General features: G+C 67.2%; 14 protein-coding genes. 2 read left to right on the plus strand and 12 right to left on the minus strand.

Features of this window, described 5'->3' with window-relative positions:
* Positions 1 to 155: 155 nt before the first annotated feature.
* The 11 genes from hflX to ndk all read right to left on the minus strand — a co-directional run bounded on the left by hflX (position 156) and on the right by ndk (position 11735).
* Positions 156 to 1421 (minus strand): GTPase HflX, encoded by a 1266-nt coding sequence (gene hflX / locus GA0116996_RS08155; protein ID WP_092309240.1) that lies wholly within the window; start codon positions 1419 to 1421, stop codon positions 156 to 158.
* Positions 1422 to 1652: 231 nt separating this feature from the next.
* Positions 1653 to 1892, minus strand: coding sequence for an RNA chaperone Hfq (hfq, locus tag GA0116996_RS08160; RefSeq protein WP_012353158.1), 240 nt, complete (start codon positions 1890 to 1892; stop codon positions 1653 to 1655).
* Between the two features lie 210 nt (positions 1893 to 2102).
* Positions 2103 to 3446, minus strand: coding sequence for a ribosome biogenesis GTPase Der (der, locus tag GA0116996_RS08165; protein WP_092309243.1), 1344 nt, complete (start codon positions 3444 to 3446; stop codon positions 2103 to 2105).
* A 218-nt stretch (positions 3447 to 3664) separates the two neighbouring features.
* Positions 3665 to 4840, minus strand: a complete 1176-nt coding sequence (bamB, locus tag GA0116996_RS08170) for an outer membrane protein assembly factor BamB (protein ID WP_092309246.1) — start codon at positions 4838 to 4840, stop codon at positions 3665 to 3667.
* A gap of 67 nt (positions 4841 to 4907) precedes the next feature.
* The gene (locus GA0116996_RS08175) at positions 4908 to 5540 is read right to left on the minus strand and encodes a tetratricopeptide repeat protein (protein ID WP_092309249.1); all 633 of its coding nucleotides are present in this window, start codon (positions 5538 to 5540) and stop codon (positions 4908 to 4910) included.
* Positions 5541 to 5598: 58 nt separating this feature from the next.
* A complete protein-coding gene (hisS, locus tag GA0116996_RS08180; protein ID WP_092309252.1) occupies positions 5599 to 6969 on the minus strand; it encodes a histidine--tRNA ligase in 1371 nt (456 codons plus the stop codon).
* A 38-nt stretch (positions 6970 to 7007) separates the two neighbouring features.
* Entirely contained in the window at positions 7008 to 8300 is a 1293-nt protein-coding gene (gene ispG / locus GA0116996_RS08185; RefSeq protein ID WP_018007774.1) for a flavodoxin-dependent (E)-4-hydroxy-3-methylbut-2-enyl-diphosphate synthase, read from the minus strand.
* 48 nt (positions 8301 to 8348) lie between these two features.
* On the minus strand, positions 8349 to 9350 hold the full coding sequence (locus GA0116996_RS08190; protein WP_092309255.1) for a RodZ domain-containing protein: 1002 nt from the start codon (positions 9348 to 9350) through the stop codon (positions 8349 to 8351).
* Positions 9343 to 10122, minus strand: coding sequence for a type IV pilus biogenesis/stability protein PilW (gene pilW, locus GA0116996_RS08195; protein ID WP_092309258.1), 780 nt, complete (start codon positions 10120 to 10122; stop codon positions 9343 to 9345). Before pilW ends, GA0116996_RS08190 begins: the two co-directional genes overlap by 8 nt.
* Positions 10119 to 11273 carry a dual-specificity RNA methyltransferase RlmN gene (rlmN, locus tag GA0116996_RS08200; RefSeq protein ID WP_092309260.1) on the minus strand — a complete coding sequence of 385 codons (1155 nt, stop codon included), beginning with the start codon at positions 11271 to 11273 and terminating at the stop codon, positions 10119 to 10121. The genes pilW and rlmN overlap by 4 nt, the downstream gene beginning before the upstream one ends.
* 36 nt (positions 11274 to 11309) lie before the next feature.
* Entirely contained in the window at positions 11310 to 11735 is a 426-nt protein-coding gene (ndk, locus tag GA0116996_RS08205; protein WP_012353167.1) for a nucleoside-diphosphate kinase, read from the minus strand.
* Between the two features lie 373 nt (positions 11736 to 12108).
* Here ndk and GA0116996_RS08210 point away from each other — a divergent pair, with 373 nt between their 5' ends.
* Positions 12109 to 12813, plus strand: a complete 705-nt coding sequence (locus GA0116996_RS08210) for a Bax inhibitor-1/YccA family protein (protein WP_012353168.1) — start codon at positions 12109 to 12111, stop codon at positions 12811 to 12813.
* Positions 12814 to 12880: 67 nt separating this feature from the next.
* On the opposite strand, the gene rlmD is transcribed toward GA0116996_RS08210, so the two are convergent.
* Positions 12881 to 14209, minus strand: coding sequence for a 23S rRNA (uracil(1939)-C(5))-methyltransferase RlmD (gene rlmD / locus GA0116996_RS08215; RefSeq protein ID WP_092309263.1), 1329 nt, complete (start codon positions 14207 to 14209; stop codon positions 12881 to 12883).
* A gap of 233 nt (positions 14210 to 14442) precedes the next feature.
* On the opposite strand from rlmD, the gene GA0116996_RS08220 reads away from it, so the two are divergent.
* On the plus strand, positions 14443 to 15297 hold the full coding sequence (locus GA0116996_RS08220) for an endonuclease/exonuclease/phosphatase family protein (protein ID WP_092309266.1): 855 nt from the start codon (positions 14443 to 14445) through the stop codon (positions 15295 to 15297).
* Positions 15298 to 15316 lie beyond the last annotated feature (19 nt).

Raw genomic sequence — 15316 nt, forward strand, 5'->3', positions numbered from 1 at the left:
AGTTTGTAACAGGGGGATTCTAGCAGTCATCGGCGCCACATTTGGCCAATTCGCGCAATCCGCGCGGCGACCGCACCGGAATTGGGCAGAACCGGCGCCAAACCGGCACCAAAGCGGCCCGGTGCGGCGGCCAGCCCCTAGGCTGGCTGCCGCGCCTACAGCCGGCGCGGATCCGCCGCATCGGCGTCATCGCCTTCGTCCGCCAAGCCGTCGTCGACGCCATCGTCGATGCCATCGCCGGCGTCATCGGACTGCGCCACATCATCGAGGCGCGGATCGTAGGGTTGCGGCTCGGGCGGACGGCTGGCCAGCCATTGCGCCACCTCGACCACGGCCTCACGCAGCGCGTCCAGGCCCAGCCCTTCGCGCGCGCTGAGGAACACACGGGTGGGGATGCCGTCCGCATCGCGCTCGATGCGCGGGCCATCGCCCATCAGTTCGGGCGCGGCGTCGATCTTGTTCATCACCACGATCTGCGGGATGTCCAGCGCGTCGATTTCGGCCAGCACCCGGTTGACCTGCTCGATCTGCTCGCGGCGCACCGGGCTCGAGGCATCGACCACATGCAGCAGCAGGTCGGCATGCACCGTCTCGTCCAGCGTGGCACGGAACGCCGCCACCAGCTGCGTCGGCAGGTCGCGGATAAAGCCGACCGTGTCCGACAGCACCACGTTGCCCAGGCCGTCCAGGAACAGCCGGCGCGAGGTGGTGTCGAGCGTGGCGAAGAGCTGGTTGGCCGCATACGCGCCGGCCTTGGTCAGCGCGTTGAACAACGTCGACTTGCCCGCGTTGGTGTAGCCCACCAGCGAGATGCTGAGAGTGTCGTTGCGCGCGCGCGCACGCCGCTGGGTGCTGTGCTGGCGCTGCAGCCGCGACAGATCGGACTTGAGCCGCTTGGCACGCTCGTCCAGCATGCGGCGGTCCAGTTCGAGCTGGCGCTCGCCGGGACCGCCGCGCATGCCGATGCCGCCCTTCTGCCGCTCCAGGTGGCTCCATGCGCGGACCAGCCGCGACGCGCGGTACTGCACCTGCGCCAGTTCCACCTGCACCTTGCCGACATGGCTCTGCGCGCGCTGCCCGAAGATATCCAGGATCAGGCCGGTCCGGTCGATCACGTGGCGCTGCAGGAAGCGCTCCAGGTTACGCTGCTGCGCCGGGCTCAGCGCGTGGTTGAAGACCACCACGTCGGCGTCCAGCGCATCGGCGGCCTCCTTCAGCTCCTCGGCCTTGCCCGAGCCGATGAACAAGGCCGGGTCCGGCCGCGAGCGGCGGCCCGTCAGGGTATGCACCGGCAGCGAGCCGGCGGTGGTGGTCAGCAGCGCCAGTTCGCTGAGGCTTTCCTGGAAATCATGCTTGCCGAAGTCGACGCCGACGAGGATGGCGCGCGAAGGGGCGGTATTGGAGGTGGCTCTGGGGTCCAAGGGCGGGCGCGAATGCGCAGGGAAATTCGGGTTCAGGGGGAGGGATGGCGGATCTCGGACACTGTCCCGGCCCCTGCCGGGACAGGCCGCCGCATGATGCGGAACGCGGCGGCGGCGGGCGCATTGGCGAGCGCCGCGCCGCGCGGCACCGGGTGCGTCGGCACGCCGGCGCCGGGCATCGTGGCGGCGCCGCCTGGCGCCCGTACGATGCCCTGGGGCAGACCAGTCAGATCAGGCCTCGGCCGAATCATCCACGCGGAAGTTGACCGCGCGTGCCGGCACGACGGTGGAAATCGCATGCTTGTAGACCATCTGGGTCACGGTGTTGCGCAGCAGGACGACATACTGGTCGAACGATTCGATATTGCCTTGCAGCTTGATGCCATTGACGAGATAGATGGAAACCGGCACGTGCTCTTTGCGCAGCGCGTTCAGGAACGGGTCTTGTAGCAGTTGCCCTTTGTTGCTCATGGCACACTCCAAATTTATAGGTTTAGTGGTGAATGATGGGGATGGAAATCCCCGGTTCAAGTCAGGCGGCGCAAAAACGCGCCAGAAAAAAGATCAAAACGGTACCAAGTTGGCGTCAATGCGCAGGGAACCCCCTGCTACCGTGAATTTAGCCGCAGTTCCAAACGAACGCAAACGAAAACTGGCCCCGCCACGGATCCGATTCCGGACTCACTCCTTCGAGTCCGCGTACGGATTTTTGTTCGTGCGAAATTCGATGCGCAGGGGCGTGCCCTTGAGCTTGAATGCCGCACGGAAACGGTTTTCCAGGTAGCGCCGGTAGGTCTCTGCCACGCCCGACAGCGCATTGCCGTGGATCACGATGATGGGCGGATTGGAGCCGCCCTGGTGCGCATAGCGCAGCTTGGGCCGCGACGCGCCGACGCGCTTGGGCTGCTGGAATTCCACGGCTTCCTGCAGCACGCGCGTCAGTTGCGGTGTCGGCAGCTTGACCATGGCCGCGGCATACGCGTCGTCGACCGAGCGCATCAGCGCGCCGATGCCGGTGCGCTCGCGCGCCGACACAAAGTGAAAGTTGGCAAAGCCGAGGAATTGCAGCTTGCGCTCGAGGTCATGCTTGATGCGGTCGCGCGTGTGGCCGTCCAGTCCGTCCCACTTGTTGACGCCCACCACCAGGGCACGGCCGGACTCGACGATAAAGCCGGCAATATGCGCGTCCTGGTCGGAAATATCCTGTTGCGCGTCGAGCAGCAGGATCACCACGTTGGCGTCCGCGATCGACTGCAGCGTCTTGACCACCGAGAATTTCTCGATCGCCTCGAACACCTTGCCGCGCCGGCGCAGGCCTGCGGTGTCGATCAGCGTATAGGGCTTGCCGCCGCGCTCGAACTCCACATAGATCGCGTCGCGGGTGGTACCGGGCATATCGAAGGCGATCACGCGCTCTTCACCGATCAGCGTATTGACCAGCGTGGACTTGCCCACATTGGGGCGCCCGACGATGGCGATCTTGACGCCCTTGCCCTCGTCCGAGGCTTCCTCGGCAAGCTCGGGGCGCTCCTGGACCGCCAGTTCGATGGCTTCATCGACCAGCTCGCGCACGCCGTCGCCATGGGCGGCGGAGATCGCATACGGATCGCCCATGCCGAGCTCGTAGAAATCCGCCGCCACCGAGGTGTACTTCATGCCCTCGGCCTTGTTGACCGCCAGCATGATGCGCCGGCCGGTCTTGCGCAGGTAATCGGCGATGGCGCGGTCCTGCGGCGCCAGGCCCAGGCGGCCGTCGACGATAAAGATCACCACGTCGGCCTCGACCACCGCCTGCTTGGTCTGCTTGGCCATCTCGGCGACGATGCCTTCCTTGACCACGGGCTCGAAGCCGCCGGTATCGATGGCGATGAACGGACGTTCACCGATGCGGCCTTCGCCATAATGGCGGTCGCGCGTCAGGCCCGGCAGGTCGGCGACGAGCGCGTCGCGCGAGCGGGTCATGCGGTTGAATAGCGTCGACTTGCCCACATTGGGGCGGCCGACAAGTGCGATAACTGGTTTCATGCCATAAACGGAAACGGGGGCCGGCAACTGCCGCCCCCCGGTAACTCCGGAGTCAAGGGTTCCAACGGCAGCCCGCGCCACCTGGGCGCGGATTGCCGCTTGTCCTGTCGGGCGCGGCGCGGGTCACCGACCCGCTGCAATTGCCGCGCCAAGGATCATGCTACCGGATTCGGCGCCGGCCGTACCGACAGGTGTACGGCAGCGCGCATAGGGTCCTGTCAGCCAGGCTGGAAACCGTAGACGTCGCCGTCGCGCGTCTGGATCACCAGGGTCTGCCCCGCCACCACGGGCGCGGCAGTGATGGCGCTGCCATCGGTCTTCATGCGTGCCACCACCTGGCCGTCTTCGCGCGACAGGAAGTGGACATAGCCTTCGAAGTCGCCCATCACCACCGAGCGGCCCAGCGCCAGCGGCGCGCCCAGGCGGCGGTTGCGCAGGTCGGCGTTCTTCCAGCGCTCGCTGCCGTTCTGGCGGTCGAAGGCATGCACCACCGATTGCTCGTCGCTGGCGTAAAGCGCATTGTCATCCTGCGCGAGGCCTGCCGGCGACGAGAAATCCTTGCCCCACTGCGGCTGGCCGCTGGCCAGTTCCAGGCAGGCGACCCGGCCCTGGAAGGTAGTGGCGCAAACCTGGCGGCCGCTGATCATGGGCAGGCCGGTGACGTCGTTCAGGCGCTCGATCTCCGACACGCCCTTCGGGTAGGAAATCGCGCTTTCCCAGCGCAGCACACCGTTGCCCGGCGTCAGCACGCCGAGCTTGCCGCCGGGGAAGCCCATCACGATGCCGTCGCCGGCGAACACCATGCCCATCGCCGCGCGCAGGTTCAGCGGGGTCTGCGAACGCTGGTAGATCCAGCGGCGCTCGCCGGTCTCGGCATCCAGGCCGAACACCCGGGTATCCGTGGTGCGCACCACCACCAGGCCGTTGCCGACCAGCGGCGCCGACAGGACCTCGCCGTTGACCTGCTTCTTCCAGATCTGCTTGCCGCTGGCGTCGAAGGCATAGACCGCGCCCTTCTCGCCCGCCACCGCGGTGACCGAGCCGTCGCTGCCCGGCCCGGAGGTCAGGTCCACGTCGGTCTTGGCCTTCCACAGCACGCGGCCGCTGGCGCCTTCGAGCGCCATCACGTTGCCGTTGTTGGACGACACATAGACATTGTTGCCCGCCGCGGCCGGCTGCATGGAATAGGGGCCGCTCTTGCCGACGTCGGCCTTCCACGCCTGGCGCACCGCGAGCGTGCCCGATACCGGCTTGAGTTCGGCGGGCGGGTGCTTGTTTTCCTTGCTGAACAGCGCGCAGCCGCCCAGCGTGGCCAGGCAGGCAGCCGCCACCAGCGCACGGGAAATCGTGCGGGTGGGCTGGCGATGTACGGCACGGGAAAGCACTGACGTCATAACTTTACGGTCCTGTTGTTCGATCCGCGGGATCAACGGTATGGCAATGGTTCAAGCGGCAGCCGGGTCAGGCCGTGCCCAGCGCATCGAGCTTGAACTGGATGATCTGGCGCATCGCCGACTCGGCCTGGCCCAGCTTGTCCAGCGCCTTGCGATAGGCGGTGCGGGCATCGTCGCGCTTGTCCTGCGCGGCGAGCAGGTCGCCGCGGCGGTCGGCGTAGAGCGCGACGAATGCGGCCGGCGGCTCGTCCTTGAGCAGCGCCAGGCCCTGGTCGTAGGACTTTTCGTCAAGCAGCACGCCGGCCAGGCGCACGCGCGCCAGGTGCGAATACTCTTCGTCGCCATGGTCGATGGCCCATTGCAGCTGGCTCTTGGCGGCAGCCAGGTCGCCCGCATCGTACAGCACGCGGCCGGCGACCAGTGCGCTCATCTGGCCGTAGGCGGTACGGCCGAACTTGCCTTCCAGGTCGGTCGCGGCGCGCTTGATGCGCTCGACATCGCGCGCCTCGGCGGCCTTGAGCACCTGCTCGTACAGCACCGCGGCTTCGCCGGCCTGCTTGCGCTCCCAGTACTTCCAGCCGTTCCAGCCGGCAAAGGCGAGCAGCGCGATGATCAGCGCCCAGGTCAGCGCATTGCCGTACTGGCGCCACCAGGCCTTCAGATTCTCAAGCTGTTCCTGTTCTTCTAGATCGTAAGCCATGTCGAGGCAATCACCTGCGTTGGTTAAATACTCGTGGTGTTGGGGCTGCGGCGCGCGCTTATTCGCTAGCGCCGACCATGGCGTCGATCAGGTAATCGACCAGCCCTTCGGCCGGCACGGTGGCCTGTTGCCCACCGCCTTCGGCCTGCTCGCGCTGGCGAAGTTCCTTGACCTGGACCACGCCGGCGGCCACTTCGTCGTCGCCAATGATAACGGCATAGGCCGCGCCGCTTGCGTCGGCGCGCTTCATCTGCGACTTGAAGCTGCCGCCCTTGCCGTCCGGGCTGGCGTGCAGCACCACGTCGAGGCCGGCGTCGCGCAGGCGCTCGGCGGCCACCATCGCCTGCTGCGCGGCGGCCTCGCCCTGGTGCACCAGGTAGACGTCGCAACCGACCGCCTCGGGCACCACGCCCTCTTCGCGGATCAGCTCGATGATGCGCTCGATGCCCATGGCCCAGCCGCAAGCCGGCGCGGACTTGCCGCCCATCTGCGCGATCAGCGGGTCATAGCGGCCGCCGCCGGCGATGGTGCCCTGCGCGCCCAGCTTGTCGGTGATCCACTCGAACACCGTCAGGTTGTAGTAATCGAGGCCTCGCACCAGGCGCGGGTTGATCTTGAACGGGATGTTGTTGGCCTTCAGCAGGCGCTGCACGCCCTCGAAATGCGCCAGCGATGCTTCGCCCAGGAAGTCGATCAGCTTGGGGGCGTTGGCCGCCATGTCCTGCAGTGCCGGGTTCTTGGTGTCGAGCACGCGCAGCGGGTTGGTGTACAGGCGGCGCTTGCTGTCGTCGTCCAGGATGTCCTGGAAGCCTTCCAGGTACTTGATCAGCTGCTCGCGGTGCGCCGCGCGCTCGTCGGCCTGCCCCAGTGAATTGAGCTCGAGGCGCACGCCGGTCAGCCCCAGGTCGTCCCACAGCCGCTGGCACATCAGGATGATTTCGGCATCCACGTCCGGGCCGGCGAAGCCCAGCGCCTCGGCGCCGAGCTGGTGGAACTGGCGATAGCGGCCGCGCTGCGGACGCTCGTGGCGGAACATCGGGCCGGTGTACCACAGGCGCTTGGGGCCGTCGTACAGCAGGTTGTGCTCGATGGTGGCGCGCACGGCCGCGGCGGTGCCTTCGGGGCGCAGCGTCAGCTGCTCGCCGTTGAGCGAATCGGTGAAGGAGTACATCTCCTTCTCGACGATATCGGTGACCTCGCCGATGCCGCGCACGAACAACTGGGTGTGCTCGACGATGGGCGTGCGGATCTGCTGGTAGCCGTAGGCGCGCAGCATCGCGCGCGCGGCATTCTCGAAATGCTCCCACAGCGGCGCGTCGGCCGGCAGCATGTCGTTCATGCCCTTCACGCCCTGCAGGGCCTTGGCGGGGCGTGCCTTCGGTTCGGTCTTGGCGGCGCCGGCGGCGGCCATGGTCTCGGTTTGCGTCATTCTGTTCTAGTCAGGCTGCTGGCCCCGGCCGGTCCGGCTCAGGCTGCCACTTCTTTGCCGGCCCGCGCAGCGCCCGGGCCGTAATGCGTGCGAACGTATTCGTCTACGATCGCCTGGAATTCTTCCGCGATGCGCTCGCCGCGCAGCGTCTTCACCTTGACGCCATCGACGAACACCGGCGCGGCCGGCGATTCGCCCGAGCCCGGCAGCGAAATGCCGATATTGGCGTGCTTGCTTTCCCCCGGGCCGTTGACGATGCAGCCCATCACGGCCACGTCCATCTCCTCGACGCCCGGGTAGGCGGTCTTCCACTGCGGCATCTGCTCGCGCAGGTAGGCCTGGATGCTGGCCGCCAGTTCCTGGAACACCGTGCTGGTGGTGCGGCCGCATCCCGGGCAGGCAATCACCATCGGGGTGAAATTGCGCAGGCCCATGGTCTGCAGGATTTCCTGCCCGACGTACACCTCTTTCTCGCGCGGCGCGCCGGGCTCCGGCGTCAGCGAGATGCGGATGGTGTCGCCGATGCCTTCCTGCAGCAGCACCGACAGCGCCGCGGTGGAAGCCACGATGCCCTTGCTGCCCATGCCGGCCTCGGTCAGGCCGAGGTGCAGCGCATAGTCGCAGCGGCGCGCCAGCTCGCGGTACACCGCGACCAGCTCCTGCACCTGCGACACCTTGCACGACAGGATGATCTGGCTGCCCGGCAGGCCGATCTCCTCGGCCTTGCGGGCCGAGTCGATGGCCGAGGTGATCAGCGCCTCGATCATCACGCTCTGCGCCGGCCACGGCTCGGCGCGCCCGGCGTTCTCGTCCATGATGCGCGCCAGCAGGTCCTGGTCCAGGCTGCCCCAATTCACGCCGATGCGCACCGGCTTGTTGTAGCGGCACGCCATCTCGATCATCTGCGCGAACTGGGTATCGCGCTTGGCGCCCTGGCCGACATTGCCCGGGTTGATGCGGTACTTGGACAGCGCCTCGGCGCAAGCCGGATAGTCCTGCAGCAGCTTGTGGCCGTTGTAGTGGAAATCCCCCACCAGCGGCACGTCGACACCCATGCGGTCGAGCTGCTCGCGGATCGACGGCACCGCGGCCGCGGCCTCGGGCGTGTTCACCGTGATGCGCACGATCTCGGAACCCGCGCGTGCCAGCTCCTTGACCTGGATCGCGGTGCCGATGGCGTCGACCGTGTCGGTATTGGTCATCGACTGCACCCGCACCGGCGCATCGCCACCGATGGTCACCACATTGTCGCCCCACGCGACCCGCGCCTGGCGGGTCTGGCGGCGCGGCAGCGGGCCCGGCAGGACCGGGAGACAGAGCTGTTGGTTCATAGCGTTACCACCTTGCAAAGACGCACCTTGCCGCACCTCGCACCCGCGTCAGGGCAGCGTCAGGCGCGCCACGTTGTTGCGGTTGGCTGCCTTCAGGTCGACCGGCGTGCCGTTGCGCGTGAGCGATTCGACGCCCTTGACGTTGCCGATCACCACCTTGTACGGGGCCGTGCCGCCGCCAGCCATGGTCTGGCCGGCCCTGGCGGTGCCACCCATGACGACCTTGCCGCTATTGTCGCGAATTTCAAACCAGGTATCGGAGGCAAAGCGGATCTGCAGCTCGCCCTCACCGACCGCCGCGGTGGATGCCGTCGGGGCCGCCGGGGCCGCCGCGGCCGGCGCCGCGGTGGCTGCCGCCGCGGCAGGCGCTGCCGCGGTTGCCGAAGCTGCCGAAGCGGTGGCAGCGCTGGCCGGAACGGTCTCGGCGGACGGGGCCGGCGAGTCGCTGGCGGCCATCACCGGCGGCAGCGCCGCGGTCACGATACCGGCTTCGGTGCTCGCGTTTTCCGCGGCCGGTGCCTCGGCCGCCACGGTCTCGGCGGCGCTGCTGCGCGCGTCGATCCAGGCGCGAATATGGTCGAGCCCGAACCAGATGCCCGCCGCCGCCACCACCGCCACCAGCGCCAGCCAGACCCAGCGGCCGCCATTGCCGCCGGAGCGGAAGCGGTTGCGGTCGTCGAAGGCCGCGTTGATGCCGCCCTCGCGCTGGCGGGCGATTTCCGCCACCTGCGCCACCGCGCGTGGCTGGAAGCGCGCCAGCAGCGGGTCGATATCGACATGGAGCATGCGGGCATAGGCGCGCATCACGCCCTTGGCGAAGGTCACGTCCGGCAGCGCCTTCAAATCGGCCGCCTCGATCGCGCGCAGCTTGCTGGCCGCCACCTTGAGCCGTGCGCTGACGTCCTCGACGGACATCCGCTGCGCCTCGCGCTCGCGCGCCAGCGCCGCGCCGATCTCGCGCGCCGCGGCTTCACGTTCTCCTTCATGCGCGCCTCCGCCGACTGCTTGCGTCGGTACGGCCTGGCCTGCGGCGCGGTCGTGCTCACTCATCCCATGCTCCTTGTTCGTAGGCGGCCACCTCGCGCGAGTCGGGGAAGCGGCTGCGCAGCTGCGCTCCCAGCGCATCCTGCGTGCGGCCGTCGCCCTGACGGTGGGCAATGCGCGCTCCCAGCCAGAGGGATTGCGCAGTGACAAATTGGCTGTTGTTGACGCGCTGGACGTACTGGCGCGCCTGGACGTAATCGCCGCGCCGGTAGAACACCAGCGCCAGGTTGGTGTTCGCCACCGGGTTGTTGCGGTCGTAGCCGAGTGCGGCCTTCAGGTTCTTCTCCGCCTCGGCGCTGTGGCCCCGGCGCAGTTCGCACGCGCCCAGGCTGATCAGCGGCTTGACCGCGCCACCGGCCGACGGCGCCGACACGGCGCGCTGCAGCATGGGCACGGCCTCGCCGTAGCGCCCTTGCTGGCACAGGAACCAGCCGTAGTTGTTGAGCAGGTCGCCGTCATTGGCGCGCATCGACGCCGCGGTGCGGAAGCTGTCCTCGGCCAGCGTCCGCTCGTTCATGCTCATGTAGATCAGCGCCCGCACATGGTAGGCGTCGGCCAGCGACGGATCGATGGCGATGGCCTGCTTGATCTCGTCAAGCGCGACCGCGGTCTGGCCGGCCTCGAGATAATTGGTGGCCAGTTGCAGCCGGATGCCGGCCCGGCGGCTGGCCTCGGTCTGGTCGGAAGCGGTCTGGAGATCCTGCGCCGGCGCATGCGGCAGCTGGCACCCGGACAACATCAGCAGCCCCAGCAGGGCCGCAGCGATCAGACGGATCATGCAGGGCGCGCCTCCCGCGGCTGGCCGCTGGCAGTGACCGGCACCAGCGGCGTGATCTTGCCGAACTTGCCGCGTTCGGCAAGGCGGGTGCGGTCCTTCACTTCCCCGGCCAGCTGGCCGCAGGCGGCGTCGATGTCGTCGCCGCGGGTCTTGCGGATGGTGGTGACGATGCCCGCGTCCATCAGCACCTGCGCGAAACGGCGGATCTGCTCGTTGTTGGAACGCTTCAGGCCCGATTCGGGGAACGGGTTGAACGGGATCAGGTTGAACTTGCACGGCACGTCGGCGACAAGCTTCAGCAGTTCCCGCGCATGCTCGACGCCGTCGTTGACGCCATCCAGCATGCAGTATTCGAAAGTAATGAAATCGCGCGGCGCGAATTCGAGGTAGCGGCGGCATGCCGCCATCAGCTCGGCCAGCGGGTATTTCTTGTTCAGCGGCACCAGCACGTCGCGCAGGGCGTCGTTGGACGCATGCAGCGACACGGCAAGCGCCACCGGCAGGTCTTTGGACAGGCGGTCCATCATCGGCACCACGCCGGAGGTGGACAGCGTCACGCGGCGGCGCGACAGGCCGTAGGCGTTGTCGTCGAGCATCAGCCGCATGGCCGGCACGACCGCGTCGTAGTTCAGCAGCGGCTCGCCCATGCCCATCATCACCACATTGGAGATGACGCGGTCATCCTTGGGGCCGCGGCCCAGTTGCTCGCGCATGGCGAATTCGGCCATCCACAGCTGGCCGATGATTTCACCGGTGCTGAGGTTGCGCGAAAAGCCCTGCTTGCCGGTGGAACAGAACCGGCAATTGACGGCGCATCCCGCCTGCGAGGAAACGCACAGCGTGCCACGCGTTTCCTCGGGGATGTACACCGTCTCCACCGCGTTGCCCTCGCCCACGTCGAGCAGCCACTTGCGCGTGCCGTCGGCCGACAGGTTGTCGGTGATGACGGCAGGCGCGCGGATCTCGGCGCGGGTCGCGAGCTTTTCGCGCAGCGACTTGGCGAGATCCGACATGGTGTCGAAGCGGCTGGCACCGTAGTGGTGGATCCAGCGTTGCAGCTGCCGCGCACGGAACGGCTTCTCGCCGAGCTCGCCGCAATAAGCGGTGAGCGCGTCCGCGTCGAGGTCGAGCAGGTTGACGAGATCGTTCATGACGGCAAACTCGGCTTGGTGTCAGGCAGCAGCCGATCAGCGGCTGTAGACGTTCATGCCCGGGAAGAAGAAAGCCACTTCCACGGCAGCCGTTTCAGCAGCGTCCGAGCCGTGCACGGCGTTGGCGTCGATGCTGTCGGCGAAGTCGGCGCGGATGGTGCCCTTCTCGGCCTTCTTCGGGTCGGTGGCGCCCATCAGGTCGCGGTTCTTGGCAATGGCGTTCTCGCCTTCCAGCGCCTGGATCATGACCGGGCCCGAAACCATGAAGTCGACCAGGTCCTTGAAGAACGGACGCTCCTTGTGAACAGCGTAGAACTGCTCGGCTTCGCCGCGCGACAGGTGCACCATCTTGGCAGCAACGATCTTCAGGCCGGCGGCCTCGAAACGGGCGTAGATCTGGCCAATCACGTTCTTGGCCACGGCATCCGGCTTGATAATCGACAGGGTGCGTTCGATCGCCATGAAAAACTCCGAAAAATGAAGGGGTTACAAATGGATTAAACGTGCAATTCTAGCACGAAGACTATGACCGTTTCGAGGGTCTTGCAGAGCTCCGGACATGCCTGCCCACCCCTCGCGCGCATGCCACAGGCAAGTTGCAAAAACCGCACATTACAACCTTGTCATCCCTGGAACGCAGCGCCGCCGCTAACATCCAATGTGAGCGGCGTCGAACGGACGTGAGCCAGCGCCAGGTGACGATTGAATTACCGCGCCCTTGCAATCCGGCCTGCCCGATGCCACATTGACGATGGTTCCGTCCGGCTGCCATACGAGTCTTCGCATTTGCAGTCTCGCAACGCCGGCGCCTCACCGTTTTGAGACAGGAGTCACCATGGATAACAAGCTGAACACCTACGGTTTCGGCAACAGTGCGTCGACCGTCACTGACGTCGTCGTTCGCAACCGGGTCTTGCGCAACACTTACTGGCTGCTGGCCCTCTCGATGATCCCCACCGTGCTCGGTGCGTGGATCGGCGTGGCCACCGGCTTCAGCTTCATGGCGGGCAGCCCCGGCCTGTCGCTGATCCTGTTCCTGGCGATCGCGTTCGGCTTCTTCTTCGCCATCGAGAAGACCAAGAACAGCAGCATGGGCGTGGTCCTGCTGCTGGCCTTTACCTTCTTCATGGGCCTGATGCTGTCGCGGCTGATCAGCGTCACCTTGTCGTTCTCGAACGGCCCGGCACTGATCATGTACGCCTTCGGCGGCACCGCGGCGGTGTTCGGCGCGATGGCATCGATCGCCACCGTCAGCAAGCGCGATTTCTCCGGCCTGGGCAAGTTCCTGTTCGTCGGCGTGATCCTGCTGATCCTGGCCAGCGTGGCCAATATCTGGCTGCAGCTGCCGGCGCTGATGATCACGGTGTCGGTGATCGCGATCGGTATCTTCTCGGCGTACATCCTGTTCGACGTGCAGCGCGTGGTGAACGGTGGCGAAACCAACTACATCACCGCCACGCTGGCGATCTACCTCGACGTGTACAACGTCTTCGCCAACCTGCTGGCGCTGCTGGGCATCTTCGGCGGCAACCGCGAATGACGGCGAACGACGCGGCATGAAAAAAGCCGGCCTGCGGGCCGGCTTTTCTTTTGGACGCCCGCCGCGATCAGTCGCGGTCGAACACCGCAATCGACTCGACGTGCGAGGTGTGCGGGAACATATTGACCACGCCGGCGCCGCTCAGGCGGTAGCCCGCCTCGTGCACCAGCAGGCCGGCGTCGCGCGCCAGCGTGGCGGGGCTGCACGAGACATAGACGATGCGCCGCGGCAACACGTCGCTGCCCTGCTGCGCCAGCTCGCCCAGCGCCTTGCACACGGCCAGGGCGCCTTCGCGCGGCGGGTCCACCAGCCAGCGGTCGAAGCGGCCCAGCGCGGCGATGTCTTGCGCAGTGACCTCGAACAGGTTGCGACACGCGAACTCGGTCTTCGCGGCCAGCCCGTTGTATTCCGCATTGGCGAGCGCGCGCGTGGTCAGCGCCTCGCTGCCTTCGATGCCCATCACCGACTTGCCCTGCGTCGCCAGCGGCAGCGTAAAGTTGCCGATGCCGCAGAACAGGTCGAGCAGGCGGTCCTGCGGCTGGGCATCGAGCAGGCGCAGTGCGCGGCCGATCAGCACGCGGTTGATCTGGTGGTTAACCTGGGTAAAGTCGGTCGGCTTGAACGGCATGCGGATGCCGAACTCCGGCAGCGTGTAGGCCAGCTCGGCCTCGGCCGGGTAGAACGGATAGACCGTGTCCGGACCCTTCGGCTGCAGCCAGAACTGCACTTTGTGCGCATCGGCAAAGGCGCGCAGCAGGTCCTTGTCGGCATCGGTCAGCGGCTCCAGGATGCGCAGCACCAGCGCGGTCACCTCCTGGCCCACGGCCAGCTCGATCTGCGGCATGCGGTCGCGGATCGACAGCCCCATCACCAGCTCGCGCAGCGGCACCAGCATCGCCGACACATGCGGCGGCAGGATCTCGCAGCGCGTCATGTCGGCAACGTAGCTGCTCTTGCGCTCATGGAAGCCGACCAGCACCCCGCCCTTCTTGGCCACGTGGCGCACCGTCAGGCGCGCCCGGTAGCGATAACCCCAGTCCGGGCCGGCGATCGGGCGGAACACCACGTCGGGCTTCACCTTGGACAGGTGCCACAGGTTGTCTTCGAGCACGCGCTGCTTGATGGCCAGCTGCGCGCGCGAATCCAGATGCTGCATCGAGCACCCGCCGCAGACGCCAAAGTGCTGGCAGCCCGGTTCGACGCGCATCACGGAGGCCTGTCGCACTTCACTCAGGTGAGCCTGCTCGTAGCTGGGCTTGCGGCGATAGCTGCGGTAGCTGACGGTCTCGCCGGGCAGCGCTCCCTCGACGAAGATGACCTTGCCGGGCGTGCCGTCCTCGTTGACCAGCCGGCCGACGCCGCGCGCTTCCATATCGAGGCTGTCGATCGTCACCACGGGGTCGTCCGCGGGCGTACCGCCCTGGGCGGCACCACGGCCACGGGAATTCTTTGCGACTGGGGCAGCACCTTCGACGGCCGCAGCAGCCGGCACGGCCGGCGTTTCTTGTGGGGAGGACACGGCTTGGGACACCAGATCAAACCTGACGTATTGTTTTACGAAAGCGCGATTGTATGCCAGACCGGGCCGGCTCCGTTGGCGTACGTCCGGGCCAACGACGGAGAGCAGGCATGGAACTGATTTCGTGGAACATCCAGTGGGGCCGCGGCGCCGACGGGCGCGTCGACCTGGCGCGGCAGGTGCAGGTCCTGCGCGCCATGGCCGACGCCGACGTGCTGTGCCTGCAGGAAGTGACGCGCGGCTTTGGCGAACTGCGCGGCGAACCCGGCGCCGACCAGGTGTCGGAGCTGACCGCGCTGCTGCCGGGCTATCGGCTGCTCTATGCGCCGGCGGTCGAGCGGCGCGGTCGCGACGGCGCGCTGAAGCAGTTCGGCAACCTGATCGCCACCCGGCTGCCGGTGCGCGAGGTGTTCCGCCATGCGCTGCCCTGGCCGGCGGATCCCGAGGTGGCATCGATGCCACGGGTGGCACTGGAAGCCACCGTGGAGGCCGGCAGCGCGCGGCTGCGCGTGATCTGCACCCACCTGGAATATTATTCGGCGACCCAGCGCACGGCGCAGGCCGAAGCCCTGCGCGACTGGCATGCCGAGGCTTGCGCTCACGCGCGCCGGCCCGGCCGCAGCGAGCAGTGGCCGGGCCCGTTCACGCCGGAGCCCCGGCCCGTCGAAGCCATCCTGTGCGGCGACTTCAACAGCAAACCCGACGACGTCGCCTATCGGCGCATGCTGGAACCATTCGATGACGGCACGCCGGCCTGGCGCGACGCCTGGCTGCATGCGCATCCCGGCCTGCCGCATGCGCCCACTTGCGCGCTGCACGACAAGGAACAATGGCCCGAGCCGCCCTTTGCCTGTGACTTCATGCTGGTGACCGAGCCGCTCGTTGCCCGCATCCGGCGCTGCGAGGTCAACGCCGACACCGATGCCTCGGACCACCAGCCGATCCTGCTGTCGCTGGACTTCTAAGCCGGCATGGCGCCTGTCG

Origin of the sequence: Cupriavidus alkaliphilus (genome assembly GCF_900094595.1) — a bacterium.
In the GTDB taxonomy this organism is placed as follows: Bacteria; Pseudomonadota; Gammaproteobacteria; order Burkholderiales; family Burkholderiaceae; genus Cupriavidus; species Cupriavidus alkaliphilus.

What these genes read in the sequence shown, in the direction of transcription:
- ndk (WP_012353167.1), bottom strand. Translation starts at nt 11,735, where the DNA reads ATGGCGATCGAACGCACCCTGTCGATTATCAAGCCGGATGCCGTGGCC.
- pilW (WP_092309258.1), bottom strand. Translation starts at nt 10,122, where the DNA reads ATGATCCGTCTGATCGCTGCGGCCCTGCTGGGGCTGCTGATGTTGTCC.
- GA0116996_RS08190 (WP_092309255.1), bottom strand. Translation starts at nt 9,350, where the DNA reads ATGAGTGAGCACGACCGCGCCGCAGGCCAGGCCGTACCGACGCAAGCA.
- hisS (WP_092309252.1), bottom strand. Translation starts at nt 6,969, where the DNA reads ATGACGCAAACCGAGACCATGGCCGCCGCCGGCGCCGCCAAGACCGAA.
- GA0116996_RS08210 (WP_012353168.1), top strand. Translation starts at nt 12,109, where the DNA reads ATGGATAACAAGCTGAACACCTACGGTTTCGGCAACAGTGCGTCGACC.
- GA0116996_RS08175 (WP_092309249.1), bottom strand. Translation starts at nt 5,540, where the DNA reads ATGGCTTACGATCTAGAAGAACAGGAACAGCTTGAGAATCTGAAGGCC.
- ispG (WP_018007774.1), bottom strand. Translation starts at nt 8,300, where the DNA reads ATGAACCAACAGCTCTGTCTCCCGGTCCTGCCGGGCCCGCTGCCGCGC.
- bamB (WP_092309246.1), bottom strand. Translation starts at nt 4,840, where the DNA reads ATGACGTCAGTGCTTTCCCGTGCCGTACATCGCCAGCCCACCCGCACG.
- rlmN (WP_092309260.1), bottom strand. Translation starts at nt 11,273, where the DNA reads ATGAACGATCTCGTCAACCTGCTCGACCTCGACGCGGACGCGCTCACC.
- hfq (WP_012353158.1), bottom strand. Translation starts at nt 1,892, where the DNA reads ATGAGCAACAAAGGGCAACTGCTACAAGACCCGTTCCTGAACGCGCTG.
- der (WP_092309243.1), bottom strand. Translation starts at nt 3,446, where the DNA reads ATGAAACCAGTTATCGCACTTGTCGGCCGCCCCAATGTGGGCAAGTCG.
- GA0116996_RS08220 (WP_092309266.1), top strand. Translation starts at nt 14,443, where the DNA reads ATGGAACTGATTTCGTGGAACATCCAGTGGGGCCGCGGCGCCGACGGG.